The sequence below is a fragment of the Empedobacter sp. UBA5528 genome (assembly GCF_002426075.1).
GTDB classification, from domain to species: Bacteria; Bacteroidota; Bacteroidia; order Flavobacteriales; family Weeksellaceae; genus Empedobacter; species Empedobacter falsenii_B.
In genome coordinates, this window is sequence record NZ_DINY01000027.1 from 33484 (window position 1) to 51114 (window position 17631).

The 17631-nt window shown below is 32.2% G+C and carries 16 protein-coding genes; 5 read left to right on the plus strand and 11 right to left on the minus strand.

The features are described 5' to 3' along the window. Positions 1-58: 58 nt before the first annotated feature. Both B4L98_RS06050 and B4L98_RS06055 read right to left on the minus strand, forming a co-directional pair. A complete protein-coding gene (locus B4L98_RS06050; protein ID WP_038332867.1) occupies positions 59-559 on the minus strand; it encodes an RDD family protein in 501 nt (166 codons plus the stop codon). A 79-nt stretch (positions 560-638) separates the two neighbouring features. Continuing rightward, positions 639-2120 (minus strand): hypothetical protein, encoded by a 1482-nt coding sequence (locus B4L98_RS06055; RefSeq protein WP_038332873.1) that lies wholly within the window; start codon positions 2118-2120, stop codon positions 639-641. Positions 2121-2268: 148 nt separating this feature from the next. On the opposite strand from B4L98_RS06055, the gene B4L98_RS06060 reads away from it, so the two are divergent. Genes B4L98_RS06060 through leuB form a run of 4 tightly spaced genes read left to right on the plus strand, consistent with a single transcriptional unit; the run spans position 2269 to position 6552 of the window. Next, complete coding sequence (locus B4L98_RS06060) at positions 2269-3444, plus strand: 2-isopropylmalate synthase (RefSeq protein WP_221855341.1); 1176 nt, start codon at positions 2269-2271, stop codon at positions 3442-3444. Further along, a complete protein-coding gene (gene leuC / locus B4L98_RS06065; RefSeq protein WP_221855339.1) occupies positions 3441-4826 on the plus strand; it encodes a 3-isopropylmalate dehydratase large subunit in 1386 nt (461 codons plus the stop codon). Before B4L98_RS06060 ends, leuC begins: the two co-directional genes overlap by 4 nt. Positions 4827-4838: 12 nt before the next feature. After that, positions 4839-5441: a 3-isopropylmalate dehydratase small subunit gene (gene leuD, locus B4L98_RS06070; protein WP_291077772.1), complete on the plus strand. Its 603-nt coding sequence runs from the start codon at positions 4839-4841 to the stop codon at positions 5439-5441. Then, positions 5428-6552, plus strand: a complete 1125-nt coding sequence (gene leuB / locus B4L98_RS06075; RefSeq protein WP_286494786.1) for a 3-isopropylmalate dehydrogenase — start codon at positions 5428-5430, stop codon at positions 6550-6552. The genes leuD and leuB overlap by 14 nt, the downstream gene beginning before the upstream one ends. A gap of 82 nt (positions 6553-6634) precedes the next feature. Here the strand turns inward: leuB and groL are convergent, their stop codons facing one another. The 9 genes from groL to miaB form a co-directional block, all read right to left on the minus strand. Continuing rightward, a complete protein-coding gene (gene groL / locus B4L98_RS06080; protein ID WP_125349630.1) occupies positions 6635-8260 on the minus strand; it encodes a chaperonin GroEL in 1626 nt (541 codons plus the stop codon). A 103-nt stretch (positions 8261-8363) separates the two neighbouring features. After that, the gene (locus B4L98_RS06085) at positions 8364-8642 is read right to left on the minus strand and encodes a co-chaperone GroES (RefSeq protein ID WP_125349629.1); all 279 of its coding nucleotides are present in this window, start codon (positions 8640-8642) and stop codon (positions 8364-8366) included. Between the two features lie 155 nt (positions 8643-8797). Next, positions 8798-11119: a zinc-dependent metalloprotease gene (locus B4L98_RS06090; protein WP_291077774.1), complete on the minus strand. Its 2322-nt coding sequence runs from the start codon at positions 11117-11119 to the stop codon at positions 8798-8800. A gap of 2 nt (positions 11120-11121) precedes the next feature. Beyond that, on the minus strand, positions 11122-11547 hold the full coding sequence (locus tag B4L98_RS06095; RefSeq protein WP_286494783.1) for a hypothetical protein: 426 nt from the start codon (positions 11545-11547) through the stop codon (positions 11122-11124). A gap of 91 nt (positions 11548-11638) precedes the next feature. Continuing rightward, entirely contained in the window at positions 11639-11989 is a 351-nt protein-coding gene (gene secG, locus B4L98_RS06100; protein WP_038332909.1) for a preprotein translocase subunit SecG, read from the minus strand. Positions 11990-11993: 4 nt separating this feature from the next. Next, positions 11994-13196: a tetratricopeptide repeat protein gene (locus B4L98_RS06105; RefSeq protein WP_291077776.1), complete on the minus strand. Its 1203-nt coding sequence runs from the start codon at positions 13194-13196 to the stop codon at positions 11994-11996. 23 nt (positions 13197-13219) lie between these two features. Continuing rightward, on the minus strand, positions 13220-13729 hold the full coding sequence (locus B4L98_RS06110; RefSeq protein ID WP_038332912.1) for an LptE family protein: 510 nt from the start codon (positions 13727-13729) through the stop codon (positions 13220-13222). A 1-nt stretch (position 13730) separates the two neighbouring features. Then, a complete protein-coding gene (locus tag B4L98_RS06115) occupies positions 13731-15002 on the minus strand; it encodes a sigma-54 interaction domain-containing protein (RefSeq protein WP_291077779.1) in 1272 nt (423 codons plus the stop codon). A 219-nt stretch (positions 15003-15221) separates the two neighbouring features. Continuing rightward, entirely contained in the window at positions 15222-16667 is a 1446-nt protein-coding gene (gene miaB / locus B4L98_RS06120; RefSeq protein ID WP_125349623.1) for a tRNA (N6-isopentenyl adenosine(37)-C2)-methylthiotransferase MiaB, read from the minus strand. Positions 16668-16789: 122 nt separating this feature from the next. Here miaB and B4L98_RS06125 point away from each other — a divergent pair, with 122 nt between their 5' ends. Then, positions 16790-17584 carry a hypothetical protein gene (locus B4L98_RS06125; RefSeq protein ID WP_125349622.1) on the plus strand — a complete coding sequence of 265 codons (795 nt, stop codon included), beginning with the start codon at positions 16790-16792 and terminating at the stop codon, positions 17582-17584. Positions 17585-17631: the final 47 nt, after the last annotated feature.

The following is a 17631-nucleotide window of genomic DNA, read 5'->3' on the forward strand; positions in this document are numbered from 1 at the left end:
ATTTTTTACATAAATTATTGTTTTGAGATAATTTGAATAGATTTTATTTTATAGAAAATTATTCAAACTCAGTTTTTCCAATACTTTCGATGTTGTCTGCTTGTGATAAATCTGCTTCAAAAGCTTTTTTGTTCACAATTGTAGTTTTTGAAATTTTATCGTGCCAACCATTTTCTCCTAAAAAAGTAAGAACATCAAATGGAATTATTCTACAAATACTTCTTGTAAAATAATCTTTCGTTGTAGGTGTAGAACCGTCAATCATCACAACTTTTGTTCCTGTAATAAATTTACCTAATGAACGTCCTTTGGTTAAAAACTCTGATAAAAAAATTAGTAAAACATAAAAAAAGGCTGTGATAACTCTATCAATCAAAGGATTTATATTTTCTAATTGATAAATAATGTCGCTTTCTGGATTAATGATCACAATAACAATTGCTATAAAACCGAAAAATAGCATCGTCAATAAAATGATTGATACATAATCTATAATAAAATTTAAAAAGCGCAATCCTTTGTTCGCTTTATGTTCGCCAACTTTGTAATCTTGGTACATAGTGTTTATGTGTTAATTTAGATGTAAATATATGATAAACACTAAATTTTTAAAATTATTTTATGCAGATAATTTAAGTCTAAATTTTATCCTCCATCCAACGTCTAAGATTAATGTAATTGGTATTTCTTCGCAACAAATTTTGATTGTCCGAATCTTTCAAAAAATCATCTAATTCTCTGAAAGCTTTTACTTTTTCATGTGGGTACAAATCATTCAATTCAATAAAAAATAAACTAATTTTTCGTGTAATAATATTACTATTTTTCATCTTTTTGCAGAATTGATGCGTTTTGTACGAATATGTATCCAATTCTTGATCATTCCCAGAATCATACAAATTCATCATAATCAAAACCAAGGTGTAAAAATGTAAATCTTCTTGAATTGACGCTTCACTATTGATTATTTTTTGACAATACTCGAACGAATTATCCCAATCTTTGTTTAAGAAATAATAGGCAGCAATTTTTAGATAAAGCACCAAAATATGATGATTATCGATTTTATGATGATGCGATTTAATTTCGCGTAAAATATCTTTAATCAAAAATGGACTAATATTTTCTTTCGGATTAATGAAAAAATAATTCAGTTTGCTATTAAATTTATTGATAAACCAAAGCGCTTCCACATTATCATTTTGAGGCAAAATCTCGTAAACAGATTCTAATTTATCAAACCAAAATTTAAATTCTTCAGAATTTTTTTTCAGGTATAAGATCTTTAATAAATAGCTATTTCCTTTAATAAACCAAACTGGATGACTAAGAATTCGTTCTTTTTTCTCGTAAAATAATTCAACCCATTTTTTCGAAAATTCATAGGCAGAGTGTAGGTTTTGCGTTAACATCGACAACCAAACATTTGCTTTGTAAAACCACAGTTTCTCTTTGAATTTTAATTTCTTAAAATCGATATTTTTTGTTTCCGAATCAAAGAAATTCTGAATTTTTTGAATTTCATCATCATCTTTTGCGTATCCATTCTCGAGCAAAATACTATACAATTTTAGCGATAAATTAGACAATTTACTTGCTTGTAAATTCTGTAAACTCAATTCCTCCGATTGTTCAATCAACTGATCTGCACGACCAGAAATACTTCGTGTAATGAATTGTGATTCGATAATTTTTTCGAGTTCTAAAATATCATAAGCAATGGCTTTTTCGTCAAAATCTAAGGCTTGAGTTTTGGCTTTGTCCAACATTTTTAGACTTTGTTTGTGTAAGCCTTTTTGATACAAAATCGTAGCAAAATCAAACTGTTCACGTATTTGCATACGCGAATTTTGTTGCGAAGGATTCATTCTCAAGCTAAACAAAATTTGTTTGTACAAATGCGCTTTTAGATTAGATAATTGTTGTTTCGTGGTAATTTTTTTCTTCAAAATAGCCGTTTCATCATATTCTTCCAACTTATCCAATGCTTCAAATAATAACAAAAATTTTGCATCTGCATTAATTTGCAGACGATTTACATAAAGTTTGAATTGACGTTTTTCGGAACGATTAAGTGACTTTATTAAACTAAATAGTGCGTCTTTGTTATGATTTGACATTGTAATTAAATTATATATAATGTATTGAAAATAAAATGATTATGATAAATATTTTAGCTTTAAGAATTGTAAAACACTTTTCAATTTGAAAATTTAAAGTTAGTACAATTTTAATTTTACATCACAATAACAAACAAAACTAATTGCAATGAGTGCTGAGAAGATTCAAATTTTTGATACGACACTGAGAGATGGAGAGCAAGTGCCGGGGTGTAAGTTAAACAAAAAACAGAAGTTAGAAATTGCGGCTCGATTGGACGAATTAGGCGTTGATATTATCGAGGCTGGTTTTCCAATTTCAAGTCCTGGAGATTTCGAAGCCGTAAATGCAATTTCAAAATTAGTGAAAAATGCCACAGTTTGTGGTTTAACTCGTGCAAACAAAAAAGATATAGAATCTGCAGCTAAAGCTTTACAATATGCCGTAAAACCAAGAATTCATACCGGAATTGGAACTTCGGATTCTCATATTATTCACAAATTTAATTCGAATCGTGAAGCGATTATCGAACGTGCAGTTGAAGCGGTTGCATATGCAAAAACATTTGTAGATGATGTTGAGTTTTATGCTGAAGATGCAGGAAGAACGGATAATGCTTTTCTTGCTCAAGTTTGTGAAGAAGTGATAAAAGCTGGTGCGACGGTTCTTAATATTCCAGACACAACGGGTTATTGTTTGCCTTTTGAGTATGGAAATAAAATTAAATATTTAAAAGATCATGTTCAAGGAATTGATAATGTGATTATTTCTTGCCACAATCATAACGATTTAGGTTTAGCGACAGCGAATGCAGTTGCAGGAGCTATAAATGGAGCACGCCAAATAGAATGTACAATTAATGGAATTGGTGAGCGTGCTGGTAATACGGCCTTGGAAGAAATCGTGATGATTTTTAGACAACACAAAGAATTGAATTTTTATACAGATATCAATGCTCAAATGTTAACAGAATTAAGTCAATTAACTTCTGAAACAATGGGAATGATGGTTCAACCAAACAAAGCAATTGTAGGATCGAATGCTTTTGCGCACAGTTCTGGAATTCATCAAGATGGTGTGATTAAAAACCGTGAAACATACGAAATTATCAATCCAGCAGATGTTGGAGTTAATGAATCCTCTATTATTTTGACAGCTCGTAGCGGGCGTTCGGCGTTAGCTTATCGTCTAAAAGATATCGGTTTCGATACATCTAAAAATGAATTAGATATTTTATATGAACAATTTTTAGAAATTGCAGATTTGAAGAAAGAAGTTGTTCGTGAAGATTTACTTGGATTAATGCATCAGTTTAATCAAACATCACAGAGAAAATTCGCATGAGAACATTATTCGATAAAGTGTGGGATGCCCATGTTGTCAGCCAAGTAGAAAATGGACCACAAGTGATTTATATTGATAAACATTTAATTCACGAAGTAACAAGTCCACAAGCTTTTGCAGAATTAGAAGCGAGAAATATTCCAATTTTTCGACCAAATCAAATTGTTGCAACTGCGGATCACAATGTACCAACGATTAATCAAGATAAGCCAGTTCGAGATCCATTATCAAAACAACAATTAGAGCAATTAGCGATTAATTGCGAAAAAAATAATATTACTTTTTATGGTTTAGGTCATCCGTATCAAGGAATTGTTCACATTATTGCGCCAGAATTGGGTGTTACGCAACCAGGAATGAGCATGGTTTGTGGCGATAGTCACACATCTACGCATGGAGCTTTTGGAGCAATTGCTTTCGGAATTGGAACAAGTCAAGTTGCACAGGTTTTTGCTAGTCAATGTTTGTTGATGAATAAACCAAAATCGATGCGAATTACAGTTAATGGAAAACTGAATCCAAATGTTCAACCAAAAGATGTGATTTTGTATATCATTTCTAAAGTTGGAACAAATGCAGGAACAGGTTTTTTCTGTGAATATGCAGGAGATGTTTTCGAGAATATGTCGATGGAAGGTCGAATGACAGTTTGTAATATGTCGATAGAAATGGGCGCTCGTGGCGGAATGATTGCACCAGATGAAACAACTTTTGCTTATTTAAAAGATAAACCATTTGCACCGAAAGGAGAAGATTGGGAGCAAAAAGTAGCATATTGGAAAACTTTACCAAGTGATGCTGATGCAATTTTTGATGAAGAAATAGAATTTGACGCTGCGGATATTTATCCAATGATTACGTTTGGTACGAATCCAGGAATGGGAATTTCGGTGAAAGACAGTATTCCTTCTAAAGATTCGTTAAGCGATAATGAAAAAGAATCGTTTGAAAAAGCGTTGAAATATATGGGATTCCAAGATAATCAATCAATCATCAATCATCCAATTGATTATGTGTTTATCGGAAGTTGTACAAATGCAAGAATCGAAGATTTGCGTGAAGTAGCAAATTATGTGAAAGGAAAACAGCGCAATGAAAATGTAACTGCGTGGATTGTTCCGGGATCGAAACAAGTAGAAAAGCAAGCGATAGAAGAAGGTTTGGACAAAATTTTTGAAGCCTCTGGATTCAGATTGCGCGAACCAGGTTGTTCGGCTTGTTTGGCGATGAACGACGATAAAGTTCCAGAAGGAAAATATTGTGTTTCGACTTCGAATAGAAATTTTGAAGGACGTCAAGGTCCAAATTCTCGTACATTATTAGCAAGTCCTTTGATTGCTGCTGCTGCTGCAATTCACGGAAAAATTGTTGATATCAATTAAAATTTACTCAAAATGGATTCAATCAATCAATTAAAATCATCGGCTGTTCCGATTAAAATAGAAAATATAGATACCGATCAAATTATTCCAGCTCGTTTTTTGAAAGCGATTAGTAGAGAAGGTTTTGGAGATAATTTATTCAGAGATTGGCGATTTAATCAAGATAATCAATCAATTGATAATTTCCCGCTGAATGATTCAAAATATGCTGGAAAAATATTAGTTACAGGTAAAAATTTTGGTTGTGGAAGTAGCCGAGAACACGCTGCTTGGGCAATCAAAGATTACGGATTTGATGTGGTAATTAGTAGTTATTTTGCAGATATTTTCAAAGGAAATGCATTGAATAACGGAATTTTACCAATCGTTGTTTCAGATGAAATTTTAAATCAAATCTTTGAGATCATCGATCAAAATCCTTCAACAGAATTTGAAGTTAATTTAGAAAATCAAACCTTAAAAATTCAAGATCAAACCATCAACTTTGATGTTGATTCTTATAAAAAAATCTGTTTATTAAATGGATATGATGACATTGATTTTTTAATCAGTCAAAAAGATAAAATAGAAACTTACGAACAAAACCATAAATCTTTACAACATGAAAACGCATAAAATTGCAGTACTTTCTGGCGATGGAATAGGACCAGAAGTCGTTTCGGAAACAATAAAAGTTCTGAAAGTCGTTGAACAAATTTTTAAATATAATTTCGAATTTGAGGAAGCTTTGATTGGTGCAATTGCGATTGACGAAACGGGAAATCCTTTGCCTGATGCGACATTGCAATTATGTAAAGATGCAGATGCGGTTTTGTTTGGTTCTATTGGTGATCCAAAATATGACAATAATCCGAACGCTAAAGTTCGTCCCGAACAAGGTTTGTTAAAGCTAAGAAAGGAACTTGGTTTATTTGCAAATATCCGTCCAATCAAGGCTTACGAATCTTTGTTGGGGAAAAGTCCATTGAAACGTTCGCACATCGAAGGAACAGATATGGTTATTTTTCGTGAATTGATTAATGGAATTTATTTCGGAGAAAAATTTACAGCACAAGATGGTTCTCATGCGTATGATACGTGTTCGTACAACAGAAAAGACATTGAGCAAATTACACATTTAGCTTTTCAGGAAGCAATGAAGCGTCGCAAAAAAGTAACGTTGGTAGACAAGGCAAATGTGTTGGATACCTCTCGTTTATGGCGAAAAGTTGCGATGGATATTAGCCAAAAATATCCTGAAGTTGAATTAGATTTCTTGTTTGTTGATAACGCAGCGATGCAATTAATTATCAATCCAAAACAATTTGATGTGATTTTGACAGAGAATATGTTTGGTGATATTATTTCGGACGAAGGAAGTGTAATTGGAGGAAGTATAGGTTTGTTGCCTTCGGCTTCTATTGGTACAGAAAATGCATTGTTCGAGCCTATTCATGGTTCGTATCCACAAGCAAAAGGAAAAGGAATTGCAAATCCGATGGCTTCTATTTTGAGTGCCGCAATGATGTTGCGTTATTTGGGATTGGAAGAAGGAGCAAAAGCAATAGAAAATGCGGTGGGAAATGCGATTAATAATTTGATTGTAACTTCAGATTTAGATGAAACGAGCGATTATTCGACGTCTGTTGTAGCAAATTATATTGCGAAGATATTATTGAGCGATCATGATCATCATTCATATTTTAATTTTGAAAATGTATTGATGGGGAAATCGACGATTATATAGTTTTTATTATTTATGACTTAATGAAAAAGCCATTCAGAGTTCTGAATGGCTTTTTCTATTGTATATTTTTATGAGTTGATGATTACATCATTCCTGGCATTCCACCTCCCATTGGTGGCATAGCTGGCTCATCTTTTTTAATTTCTGTAACAACCGCCTCAGTAGTAATTAACATACCTGCAACAGAAGCAGCGTTTTCTAATGCAACACGAGCGACTTTAGTTGGATCAATAACTCCAGCCTCGATCATGTTTACATATTCGTCAGTTTTTGCATTGTATCCGAAATCTCCATTTCCTTCTTTTACTTTTGCAACAACTACAGAACCTTCACCACCAGCGTTGTGAACGATTTGGCGTAATGGTTCTTCAACTGCACGCGTTACTATTTTAACACCTGTAGCTTCGTCAGCATTTGTAGTATCGATTGTTAAGTTAGATAAAGCTCTAACAAAAGCAACACCACCACCAGCAACGATACCTTCTTCTACAGCAGCACGAGTTGCGTGTAAAGCATCATCAACACGGTCTTTAATTTCTTTCATTTCAACCTCTGAAGCAGCACCAACGTATAATACAGCAACACCTCCAGCTAATTTAGCTAAACGCTCTTGTAATTTTTCGCGGTCATAGTCAGAAGTAGTTGTTTCTACTTGTGCTTTAATTTGGTTAACACGAGATTTGATTTGCTCTGCATCACCAGCACCATTAACAATAGTTGTATTGTCTTTGTCGATAACTACTCTTTCAGCAGTACCTAACATTTCTAAAGTAGCAGTTTCTAACGTAATTCCTTGCTCTTCAGAAATAACTGTACCTCCTGTTAAGATTGCTATATCTTGTAACATCGCTTTTCTACGATCTCCAAATCCTGGTGCTTTAACAGCAGCAATTTTTAAAGAACCTCTTAAACGGTTCACTACTAAAGTAGCTAAAGCTTGACCTTCAACTTCTTCAGAAATAATTAAGAATGGACGTCCTGATTGAGCAACTGGTTCTAATAAAGGTAAGATTTCTTGTAAGTTAGAGATTTTTTTCTCACATAATAAGATGTAAGGATTCTCTAATTCAGCAATCATTTTATCTGCGTTTGTAACGAAGTAAGGAGATTGATATCCACGATCGAATTGCATTCCCTCTACAACGTCAACGTAAGTTTCTGTTCCTTTTGCTTCTTCAACAGTAATTACTCCTTCTTTTCCAACTTTAGAAAAAGCTTCTGCGATTAATGATCCAATAGTATCATCGTTATTTGCAGAGATAGAAGCAACTTGTTTAATTTTTTCTGATGAATCACCAACTTCTTGAGATTGCTCTCTTAAGTTAGCAACGATTCCAGAAACAGCTTTATCAATACCACGTTTTAAGTCCATTGGGTTCGCACCTGCAGCAACGTTTTTCAAACCTTCGCGAACGATAGCTTGAGCTAAAACTGTAGCAGTTGTAGTACCATCACCTGCAACGTCGTTTGTTTTAGAAGCAACTTCTTTTACCATTTGAGCACCTAAGTTTTCGATTGGATCTTCCAATTCGATTTCTTTTGCTACAGAAACTCCGTCTTTTGTTACATGTGGAGCACCGAAAGATTTTTCTAAAACTACGTTACGACCTTTTGGTCCTAATGTTACTTTAACTGCATTTGCTAATGCATCAACACCTCTTTTTAAAGCGTCTCTTGATTCAATGTCGAATTTAATATCTTTTGCCATTTTTTTTATAAGTTTTGTTGTCTTAAGTCTTAAGTCGAATATAATTAAAAATAAAAAAATAAGTTACTTTGTACTTAATACATTTTACTAATTACAACTAAATTTAGATGATTGCCAAAATATCAGCTTCACGCATGATTAAATAGTCCTTTCCTTCTAATTTTAATTCAGTTCCTGAATATTTTCCGTAAAGAACTTTGTCTCCAATTGCAACAGTTATTGGTTCATCTTTTTTACCATTACCAACTGCTACAACGATTCCTTCTTGAGGTTTCTCTTTTGCTGAATCTGGGATAATAATTCCTGATGCTGTTTTAGTTTCTGCAGGAGCAGGCTCAATAACCACTCGATCTGCTAATGGTTTAATGTTTAATTGTGACATATTTGTATTTTTATTTTAATAATTGATGGTTTTAAATAAACGAAAAACGTGCCAACACACAATTTCTGCCATTATGGATAAGTTAATTTCACTCCTTAAAACAAAAATGCCAAGTTGTATGACAACTTGGCATTTAAAGTGATTTTTATGAATAATTATTTTTTGATAATCACTTTTTTCGTGAATTGTTCGTTACCTGCTTCAATCGAAACAATGTAAACACCATTTGATAAACTAGATAAATTAACTTGTTGAGATTTCGAAGAATTCAATTTGTTTGAGTAAACTGTTCTTCCTGCTAAATCTGTCACCGTAATTTTACCTGTTGTAAATGAGTTTGTAAAATCTAAATTGATTATTCCATTTGAAGGATTTGGAGAAATCGTACCTAAATCTTTTCCTTTTATATCATTTGTAGTTAAAGAACTTTCTATAGAAAAATCAGTAGAGTTAACAGCTAAGAAAACGTTATCAATAGCTTTAATCATAATTCTCGCTTTATTAGTAATTCCTAATCCTGCAGGAACTGTGAATGTATAAGAACCGTTGTTCGGAACTGATTCAGCTAAAACATAATCAAATGTTTTTCCTCCATCAACCGATAATAAAATTTTTACATTTTGTGTGTCAATACCGTTTGCATCAGTTCCTGCAACATTCCAAGTAATTGTAGCAGTGTTATCTTGTTTCCAATTTTCTGCAATTGATTGCGAAGTCACTTTGAATGGACCAAAATTTAGAAAGTTTAACTGAACATTTTGTCGAGCGGTTAATCCAACTTCAGAATTATTGTCACGAACTGTTACAGAGAAATTCATTGTACGAGGAACTGAAGGAATGACTTCCCAATTGTTTTTATCGTAATTTGAAACGTTTGACAGATATAGATTTGTTTGAAATACTAATTCATTTGAAATAATTTTTTCTAAACGAGGAAAATAGCGAATTCCAACTTTTTGTGGAGAGAATGATCTGAAATTTGGGCCTTGAGAATTAGAGGAAATAGGAGGAAGTGATTTAATAGAAGTTTCAGAAACTTCAGGATTCATCTGCTCCCAAGAATATGTTAATTGATCATTATTTGAGTCAGTGGCTAATGTTTCTAAAGCAAATGCAGTTGAAATTGGAATGTTATATTTTGTTTTCAAGTTAGAAGCTATAATAGGTGCAGCATTAGTTGTTGTAACGAATTGTCCACAATTCACATAATTTAGCACTTTTGCCATTTCTTCTAAACTTTTTGTATGGAAATATGCATCACTTTGATTTTGTACGTTTGGTGAACAGATACCAGTGTAAGCCATAATTGTAGAACCACTTCCAGGTTCAACAGAACTGTTAAGTGTACGATTACAATTGTTGTTTTGTGTATGGTAGGCACCTAATTGATGACCAATTTCGTGGGCAGTATAATCAATATCAAAAGCATCCCCAATAGGAACTATTGTACCAGTCACTCCTCCTGCTTTTGCTCTATCATTACAAACTGCTGGCGTATTGGCTAATCCATTTGAATTATTATCATCATTCACTTGAAAAAATAAATGACCAATATCGTAGTTAGCAACTCCAATAACATTATTTGTAACAGTAATATTTTCCTCAAGATTGTAATTTGCTGCAGAATTAGAATTAATATTAGGGTCTTGGAAAGAATCAGAATCAATAAAAAATAATTGATCAGTATTTGGAATTAATTCTAAAAAAACACCAACATCATTTTTTAAAACGCCATTAATTCGTGTGAGTGATAAATTGACTGCAGCTAATATTGACGCTTTCTTTTGAGCTTCTGTACCAGATGATAAATTAGCTTGTTTGATTACAAAATCTGAATACTCAGTCGTTGTTGTAATGGCTAATCTAAATTTTCTTAAACTTCCATTTTGAGTTGCTGTTCGAGAAGATTGTTTAATAGTTTCAAAATTCAAATTATCTATCCCAAGAGCACTTTCAGAAGGTTCTGTAGCACATTTGAAAGAATTTGTATTAACTAAATCTTTTTTATCATACACAATATATGACGCTTTATTTTTGGTGTAAGCGTCTATTAACACTGTTTTATTGCCGTTTGAAACTAAACCATACAAACCAAATTGAGGAGATAAACTAAAATTGATTTTCTCTGTCAAATCATTTGTATTGTATCCAGAAAAAGATTTTATATCTGGGTATTTAGTTTGTAATTCAGGAGATAAATTTGAGGTTTCTACAATACGATATGTATTAAACTTTCCGTTTTCAGTTGGAAATTTTAATAAAAAATTTTGTTGATTCGTATTGTTTAAATAGTTGACCAAATTATCATAAGCTAAGTCTAATTTAACTGATTTAGTTGGTATATGCGCTCTTGTATTTAATTGCTCTTTAGAAATAGTTCCTTTCGCATTGGTAGTTTTCCAAAAGTTTTGTTGAGCAAATAAGTTTGTGCTAAATGCAAGACAAAAAAGTAAATATTTAGATATAGATTTTTCCATTTTTATTTAGTTTTTACTAAAATTTTCTTCACTGATTTAGGTACAATCATCATCAATAAATTTGAAGAGTCTTGTATTTGATTAATTCCTTTTATAGGTGTTAAATGTAAATTATAAATCTTTTCATTACCAGTAATAGATTCAATATTATATGAATTAATATGTTTGTGAGGAATCAAAATTATTTGATTTTGTTCATAATCGATAACGAAACGAGGTAATGATTTCTTGTAATCTTTTGGTAACGTAGCATACATGTTATTTAATTCAGTTTCATTTTTGAAGAAATGTGTTCCTGATAATTCATATTGCGCAGAAAAAGTTGTGAGCAATTGATAATTTTCTTTTGGAATTTTCTGATACACTTTTTGACCAACACAGCTTATAAAAGTAAGTAGGATGATTATAAATGAAACGAATGTTTTCATAATTTAGGTTTTGATAAATTTAAAGATTATATTAATCAATGAACAAAAAAAGCCTCACAATTTGTGAGGCTTGTATATTTTCTTATCAAAATTACTTCGCTGGTTGAGCTGGTAATTGATTTTGACTTGCTCCGTTTGCAGCAGGTTGCGTTGGTAAATTATTAGCCGGTGCCGTAACATTTGGCTTAATTGGTTTTATCGCATTTGGATTTTCATGCGAAGCACTTGCTCCAATAATCAATACGATTACAGCGATAAATAATCCCCAAGTTGTGTTGTCTAAGAATTTATTCGTTCTTTGAACTCCAAACATTTGACTTCCTCCGCCACCTCCAAAAGTAGAAGATAATCCTCCTCCTTTAGGGTTTTGAGATAATACGATTAGTACTAATAATACACATAAAATCATGATAATAATCATGAAAAACTGAAATAGTCCCATTTTATTATTTAGAGTTTTTTAAATTTTCAATTTCTTTAATTCGATTTGCAAATAAACTATTTTTTTCTGGATATTTCAAAATTAATATCTTATAAGCTTTAATTGCCTTATCATATTTTTTTTGCTCAGTATAAATCTGAGCCAAAGTTTCGGTCATCAAATCCGAATATTCTTCCGTATTCTGAACGAAATTTGAAGGTGTGCTGACTGGTGTAATATCCGTTTTTTTCATCGGAACGATTTTCGGATTTTTTTCCAAAAAGTCATCAATCAACTTATATTTTATTTCTCTTTCTGCAGTTTCTTGCTCTTCCTCAATCTCTTGTTGAGTTTTTGATTGAGAAGGAACTTTCTTCAACCAATCCGAAAAAGAGAACGTCGAATCATCCGAATTATTTTCAATGATCTCTACTTTTTCTTCAACCATTTCAGGTTCAGATTCTTCAATTACTTCAGCATTTTCAGACAATCCTTCTACAATTTCTTTTTCCTGATTATCTTCAATTATTTCAATTACCTGCTGAGGTTCAGATTCAATAATTTCAATTCCAGAAGTTTGTTGAACAGCATTTTCGATATCATTCTCAGAAGTTAAATTTTCTTCTTTCGAATTATTTTCTACCACAACTTTATTCGTGATTTCAGCAACTTCGTTCAATTCTTCATCCGAAATAATATCAACAACATGATCCGTTCTCAATTCAGATTCTTCTGTATCATTTTCGATCATTCCGTCTACAATATCTTCATTGATTTCTTCTGAATTAGTTTCAGAAATAACTTCAATTTCTTTGTTTAATTCTTCTTCTATTATCTCATCAATAACTTCAATTGTTTCGTTATTGTTTTCGATGATTTCTGAAGTAGAATTTTCTAAAATAGGTTCAGAAATAAATTTGTTTTCAGCTAATTCTTCCACTTTTTCTTCTACCATTTCAGGAGAAATAGTTTCAGTTTTTGTTTGAATTTCTTTCTGAATTGATTCCGAATTGATGTAATGATACAAATCGATACGATTGCTGCTGTGAATTGACGTTTTGTTCAAATAATCCTCAAAAGATGGATGATTTTCCTTTTTCAAACCATAAAGTAACAAAGCACGCAATGTGTAGAAATACGGATATTTTTCTACTTCTTTTTTAAGAAGTGGAATGTCCGATTTCTCGACTTCGTACGGATGTGCTACTAAATATTCAATTCTGGTCATTGCTCAAATATAAGGTTATTTTTTTACCAATCCATCGCAATAGACGCAAAAACTTGGTCGCGAATATCATCAATAATTAATGGAACAATTGACGATTCTACAGCGCTTAACATCGCATTTCCGTCATATAATTGGAAAGCAGAAAATGTTCTGTCATAACTTTTTGATTCGTCTTTATTGTTGATATATCGAACTTTTACATAAATCGTCAAACGGTTTTTTGCTGCAATATCATTTGATTGAATTGCTTCTGGAACAACATCATATCCCGTAATTTCACCTTCGATAATTAAGTCAGAATTTTCGTTAGAATTTAACTTCAACTTCGTTCTACTTCTAAAAATATCTTGAATGGCAATCGTTAAATCTTGACTTAATGTAGGATTTTGTTGAGGTGCGTAATTCGGGAAAGTTGCCACATAAATTGTGTTCCAATCTGGTTGAATTGCAGCTCCGGAAAGTGAATATTTTATACATCCTGTTAAACTAAAAATAGTAAAAATACTAAGGACGAATAGTTTTATTTTGTTCATATTACAAATGATATTGTTTGATTTTTCGGTACAATGTACGCTCAGAAATTCCCAATTCGTCAGCCGCCATTTTACGTTTTCCTTTGTGTTTTTCTAACGCCAATTTTATCATTTCTTTTTCGTTATCTTGTAACGAAAGTGACTCTGGTTCTTCGATTGGACTTACATCATATACATCGTTCGAATAATCGTATTGCGGTTGTTGATAACTTGGTGTGATTGGAGCAGATTTCGTTGGAACCAAATTATATTGACTTGGTACAAAATCTTCTTCTGGTTCGTTTTGATCTTGATAAACGCGTTGAATCAATTCTTGCGTATTGCCATTAAAATCTTCAACATCTTTGTGTTTGATTAAATCTAATGTTAAAGCACGTAAATCGTTCAAATCTTTTTTCATGTCCAATAAAACTTTGAACAATAATTCACGTTCCATAAAATCAGAAGAACTTCCATCTTTCGATTTATTTGTTACCGTCAACATTGTTGAATTATTGGGTAATAATTCCATGATTTTTTCTAACGAAATCACACGGTCTTTTTCCACAACAGAAACTTGTTCAGCAAAATTTCTTAATTGACGCACATTTCCCGGCCAAGGATAATTCGCAATATAATTTTGGGCTTCTGGAGAAAGCTCAATATGCGGCATTCTGTATTTATTTGCAAAATCTGAAGCAAATTTTCGGAACAATAAATTAATATCTTCCTTACGCTCGCGCAAAGCAGGAATATCAATTTGAACTGTATTTAATCGATAATATAAATCTTCACGAAATTTACCTTTTTCAACAGCTTCTTTCAATTTTACATTCGTTGCAGCAACAACACGAACATTTGTTTTTTGAAGTTCCGAAGAACCAACTTTCATAAATTCACCCGACTCTAAAATACGCAATAAACGCACTTGTGTAGCTAAAGGCAATTCACCAACTTCATCTAAGAAAATAGTTCCACCATCTGCTACTTCAAAATAACCTTTACGTGTTTGTGTAGCGCCTGTAAAAGCACCTTTTTCGTGTCCAAATAATTCAGAATCGATTGTTCCTTCTGGAATCGCACCACAGTTCACTGCAATATAATTGTTGTGTTTGCGTGCAGATTGATTGTGAATAATTTTCGGAATAAATTCTTTACCTACACCACTTTCTCCGATAACAAGAACAGAAATGTCTGTAGGTGCAACCTGAATCGCCTTTTCTAAAGCACGATTCAAGGCTATATTATTTCCAATGATTCCAAAACGTTGTTTGATAGTTTGTAAAGAATCCATTTTTTTATTTTTTAGGTTTTTGAAAAATGATCTATCAAATTTCAATTATTGTCTTATTAAAACCGTCATTTCGAGTAAAATTCTTTAGAATTTTGTATCGAGAAAAAGGTTTTAAACTATTAAAATTCTATTCTCGATACAATTTTTAATCATTTCATTTATAAAAATCACTCGAATTGACGAATTTTATTTTTAGTATACAATTGACGGATTGATTGTTTATCCTTCTATCATTTCACCAATCAAAGTAGCCGTTGTACAGCTATTTGCTTTTACGTTTACAAAATCTCCTATTTTAGTTCCTTCTACTTTAGGGAAAACTAAAACCGCGTTTTGTGTATTACGTCCGTACCAGAAATTTTCGTCACGTTTAGAGTTTCCTTCAATCAAAACTTCATGAGTTTTTCCAACATAACTATTCATACGCTCTGCAGAGTGTTTTTGTTGCATTTCGATGATTTCTTGTAAACGACGTTTTTTATCTTCTGGTAAAACATCATCAGGCATTTTTTTGTGCGCTGGCGTTCCTGGACGCTCAGAATAAGCGAACATATAACCGAAATCATATTTCACATATTCCATTAACGATAATGTATCTTGATGTTCTTCTTCTGTTTCGCCACAGAAACCTGCAATCATATCGTGAGATAAAGCACAATCTGGAACGATACGTCGAATTTTATCAATCAATTCGAAATATTCTTCACGAGTATGTTGACGATTCATACGTGCTAAGACAGTAGTAGAACCCGATTGAACAGGTAAGTGAATGTATTTACAAATATTTTTGTGTTTCGCCATCATTTGCAATACGCCTTCTTCCATATCTTGTGGATTAGAAGTTGAAAAACGTAAACGAATGTTAGGAAACTGCGTAGCAACCATGTCTAATAATTGAGCAAAATCTACAGCAGTCGCTTTCTGAATATCAGTTGCATTTTTGAAATCTTTTTTTGGTCCTCCACCATACCATAAATATGAATCGACATTTTGACCTAAAAGTGTAATTTCTTTGTAACCAGATTCTGCTAATTCTTTACATTCATTCAAGATTGAGTGAGGATCACGAGAACGCTCACGACCACGCGTAAAAGGAACAACACAGAATGTACACATGTTATCACAGCCACGAGTAATCGTAACAAAGGCTGTAACGCCATTTCCACCTAAACGAACAGGAGAAATTTCGGCATATGTTTCTTCTTTTGATAATTGTACGTTTACCGCATCACGACCATCTTCTACATCGTTGATTAAGTTTGGTAAATCGCGGTAAGCATCTGGTCCTACAACGATATCTACTAAATGTTCTTCTTCTAAGAATTTATGTTTCAAACGTTCCGCCATACAACCTAAAACTCCAATTTTAAGACTTGGATTTTGTTTTTTGATTGCGTTTAAAGTTCCTAAACGTTTACGAACTGTTTGTTCCGCTTTTTCACGAATAGAACAAGTGTTTAAAAGAATTAAATCTGCTTCGTCAACTTTTTGAGTGGTTTGATAACCTTCGTTATTTAGAATAGATGCAACAATTTCACTATCCGAGAAATTCATTTGACATCCGTAACTTTCTAAGAATAATTTCTTTGTTGCATTACGAGTAGGAGCAGTCATCAAAGCCTCTCCTTGTCTTGCTTCATCTATATGTTTTTCTTCTGTATGCATTCTAAAATGGATATTTTATCGTGCAAAAATAATAAATCTATGTGACATATTGGCAGTAAAATTTTCTTTTGCATTTTATTAACATTTTGTAGATTTGAGGAAATCTAAAAAAATATAAAACTATGGATGATAGAATTAGACAAAGAATAGAAGAAATTAAACAACGAGGAGTAAATATAAACGTTGGCGATATTTTTTCAAAATCATGGGAAATTTTTTCAGGAATCGCTTTATATGCAATTCTTGCAATTGTAATAACATTCGCAATTAGTTTCATGATTAATTTCTTCTTAGGATTAATCATTTCAGCACCAACTATGGTTATTAATGATCCATCTGATTTAAATGAAGTGTTTGCAGAAGCATCATCTCCTTTAGCGTGGGTGAGTAATATTGTTAGTATTGTAGTTGCAGCAGCTTTAGCACCGATTACAGTAAGTATTTTGACAATGGCTAAAAAATTTAATAAACATCAAAATCCTGATTTTTCAGATTTGTTTGTTCATTATAAAGATGGAAAATTTGGTGTGATTTTTACAACATATTTAGCTGTTCAATTTTTAGGATTCATAGGTATTTTATTATGTATTGTACCTGGATTTATTTTCTATGTTACATCAATACTAGCAATTCCTTTTGTATTGTTTACAAGTTTTACTACAACGGAAGCTATAAAATCAAGTGTAAGTATTTTATTTAAAAACTTCGGATCAGCATTTGTTTTTTGTTTGGCTTGTTTTGGAGTTGCAATTTTAGGCGTACTTGCTTGTGGAGTTGGATTATTAGTAGCAATGCCTCTAATTTATATTGCTACATATGTTTTATATGAAACAGTTATAGGAACAGAAGACAATGAACAATCAGAAATAGACCAAATAGGAACAGATATTTACAAGGATAATCCTTACATGAAATAGACAAAATTATGAAGCAGTTGAAAATCATTTTTGGCTGCTTCATTTTT

Bases quoted from the DNA above. Each gene is read 5' to 3' on its own strand.
- B4L98_RS06050 (WP_038332867.1), bottom strand. From the start codon at position 559: ATGTACCAAGATTACAAAGTTGGCGAACATAAAGCGAACAAAGGATTG.
- B4L98_RS06055 (WP_038332873.1), bottom strand. From the start codon at position 2,120: ATGTCAAATCATAACAAAGACGCACTATTTAGTTTAATAAAGTCACTT.
- B4L98_RS06060 (WP_221855341.1), top strand. From the start codon at position 2,269: ATGAGTGCTGAGAAGATTCAAATTTTTGATACGACACTGAGAGATGGA.
- leuC (WP_221855339.1), top strand. From the start codon at position 3,441: ATGAGAACATTATTCGATAAAGTGTGGGATGCCCATGTTGTCAGCCAA.
- leuD (WP_291077772.1), top strand. From the start codon at position 4,839: ATGGATTCAATCAATCAATTAAAATCATCGGCTGTTCCGATTAAAATA.
- leuB (WP_286494786.1), top strand. From the start codon at position 5,428: ATGAAAACGCATAAAATTGCAGTACTTTCTGGCGATGGAATAGGACCA.
- groL (WP_125349630.1), bottom strand. From the start codon at position 8,260: ATGGCAAAAGATATTAAATTCGACATTGAATCAAGAGACGCTTTAAAA.
- B4L98_RS06085 (WP_125349629.1), bottom strand. From the start codon at position 8,642: ATGTCACAATTAAACATTAAACCATTAGCAGATCGAGTGGTTATTGAG.
- B4L98_RS06090 (WP_291077774.1), bottom strand. From the start codon at position 11,119: ATGGAAAAATCTATATCTAAATATTTACTTTTTTGTCTTGCATTTAGC.
- B4L98_RS06095 (WP_286494783.1), bottom strand. From the start codon at position 11,547: ATGAAAACATTCGTTTCATTTATAATCATCCTACTTACTTTTATAAGC.
- secG (WP_038332909.1), bottom strand. From the start codon at position 11,989: ATGGGACTATTTCAGTTTTTCATGATTATTATCATGATTTTATGTGTA.
- B4L98_RS06105 (WP_291077776.1), bottom strand. From the start codon at position 13,196: ATGACCAGAATTGAATATTTAGTAGCACATCCGTACGAAGTCGAGAAA.
- B4L98_RS06110 (WP_038332912.1), bottom strand. From the start codon at position 13,729: ATGAACAAAATAAAACTATTCGTCCTTAGTATTTTTACTATTTTTAGT.
- B4L98_RS06115 (WP_291077779.1), bottom strand. From the start codon at position 15,002: ATGGATTCTTTACAAACTATCAAACAACGTTTTGGAATCATTGGAAAT.
- miaB (WP_125349623.1), bottom strand. From the start codon at position 16,667: ATGCATACAGAAGAAAAACATATAGATGAAGCAAGACAAGGAGAGGCT.
- B4L98_RS06125 (WP_125349622.1), top strand. From the start codon at position 16,790: ATGGATGATAGAATTAGACAAAGAATAGAAGAAATTAAACAACGAGGA.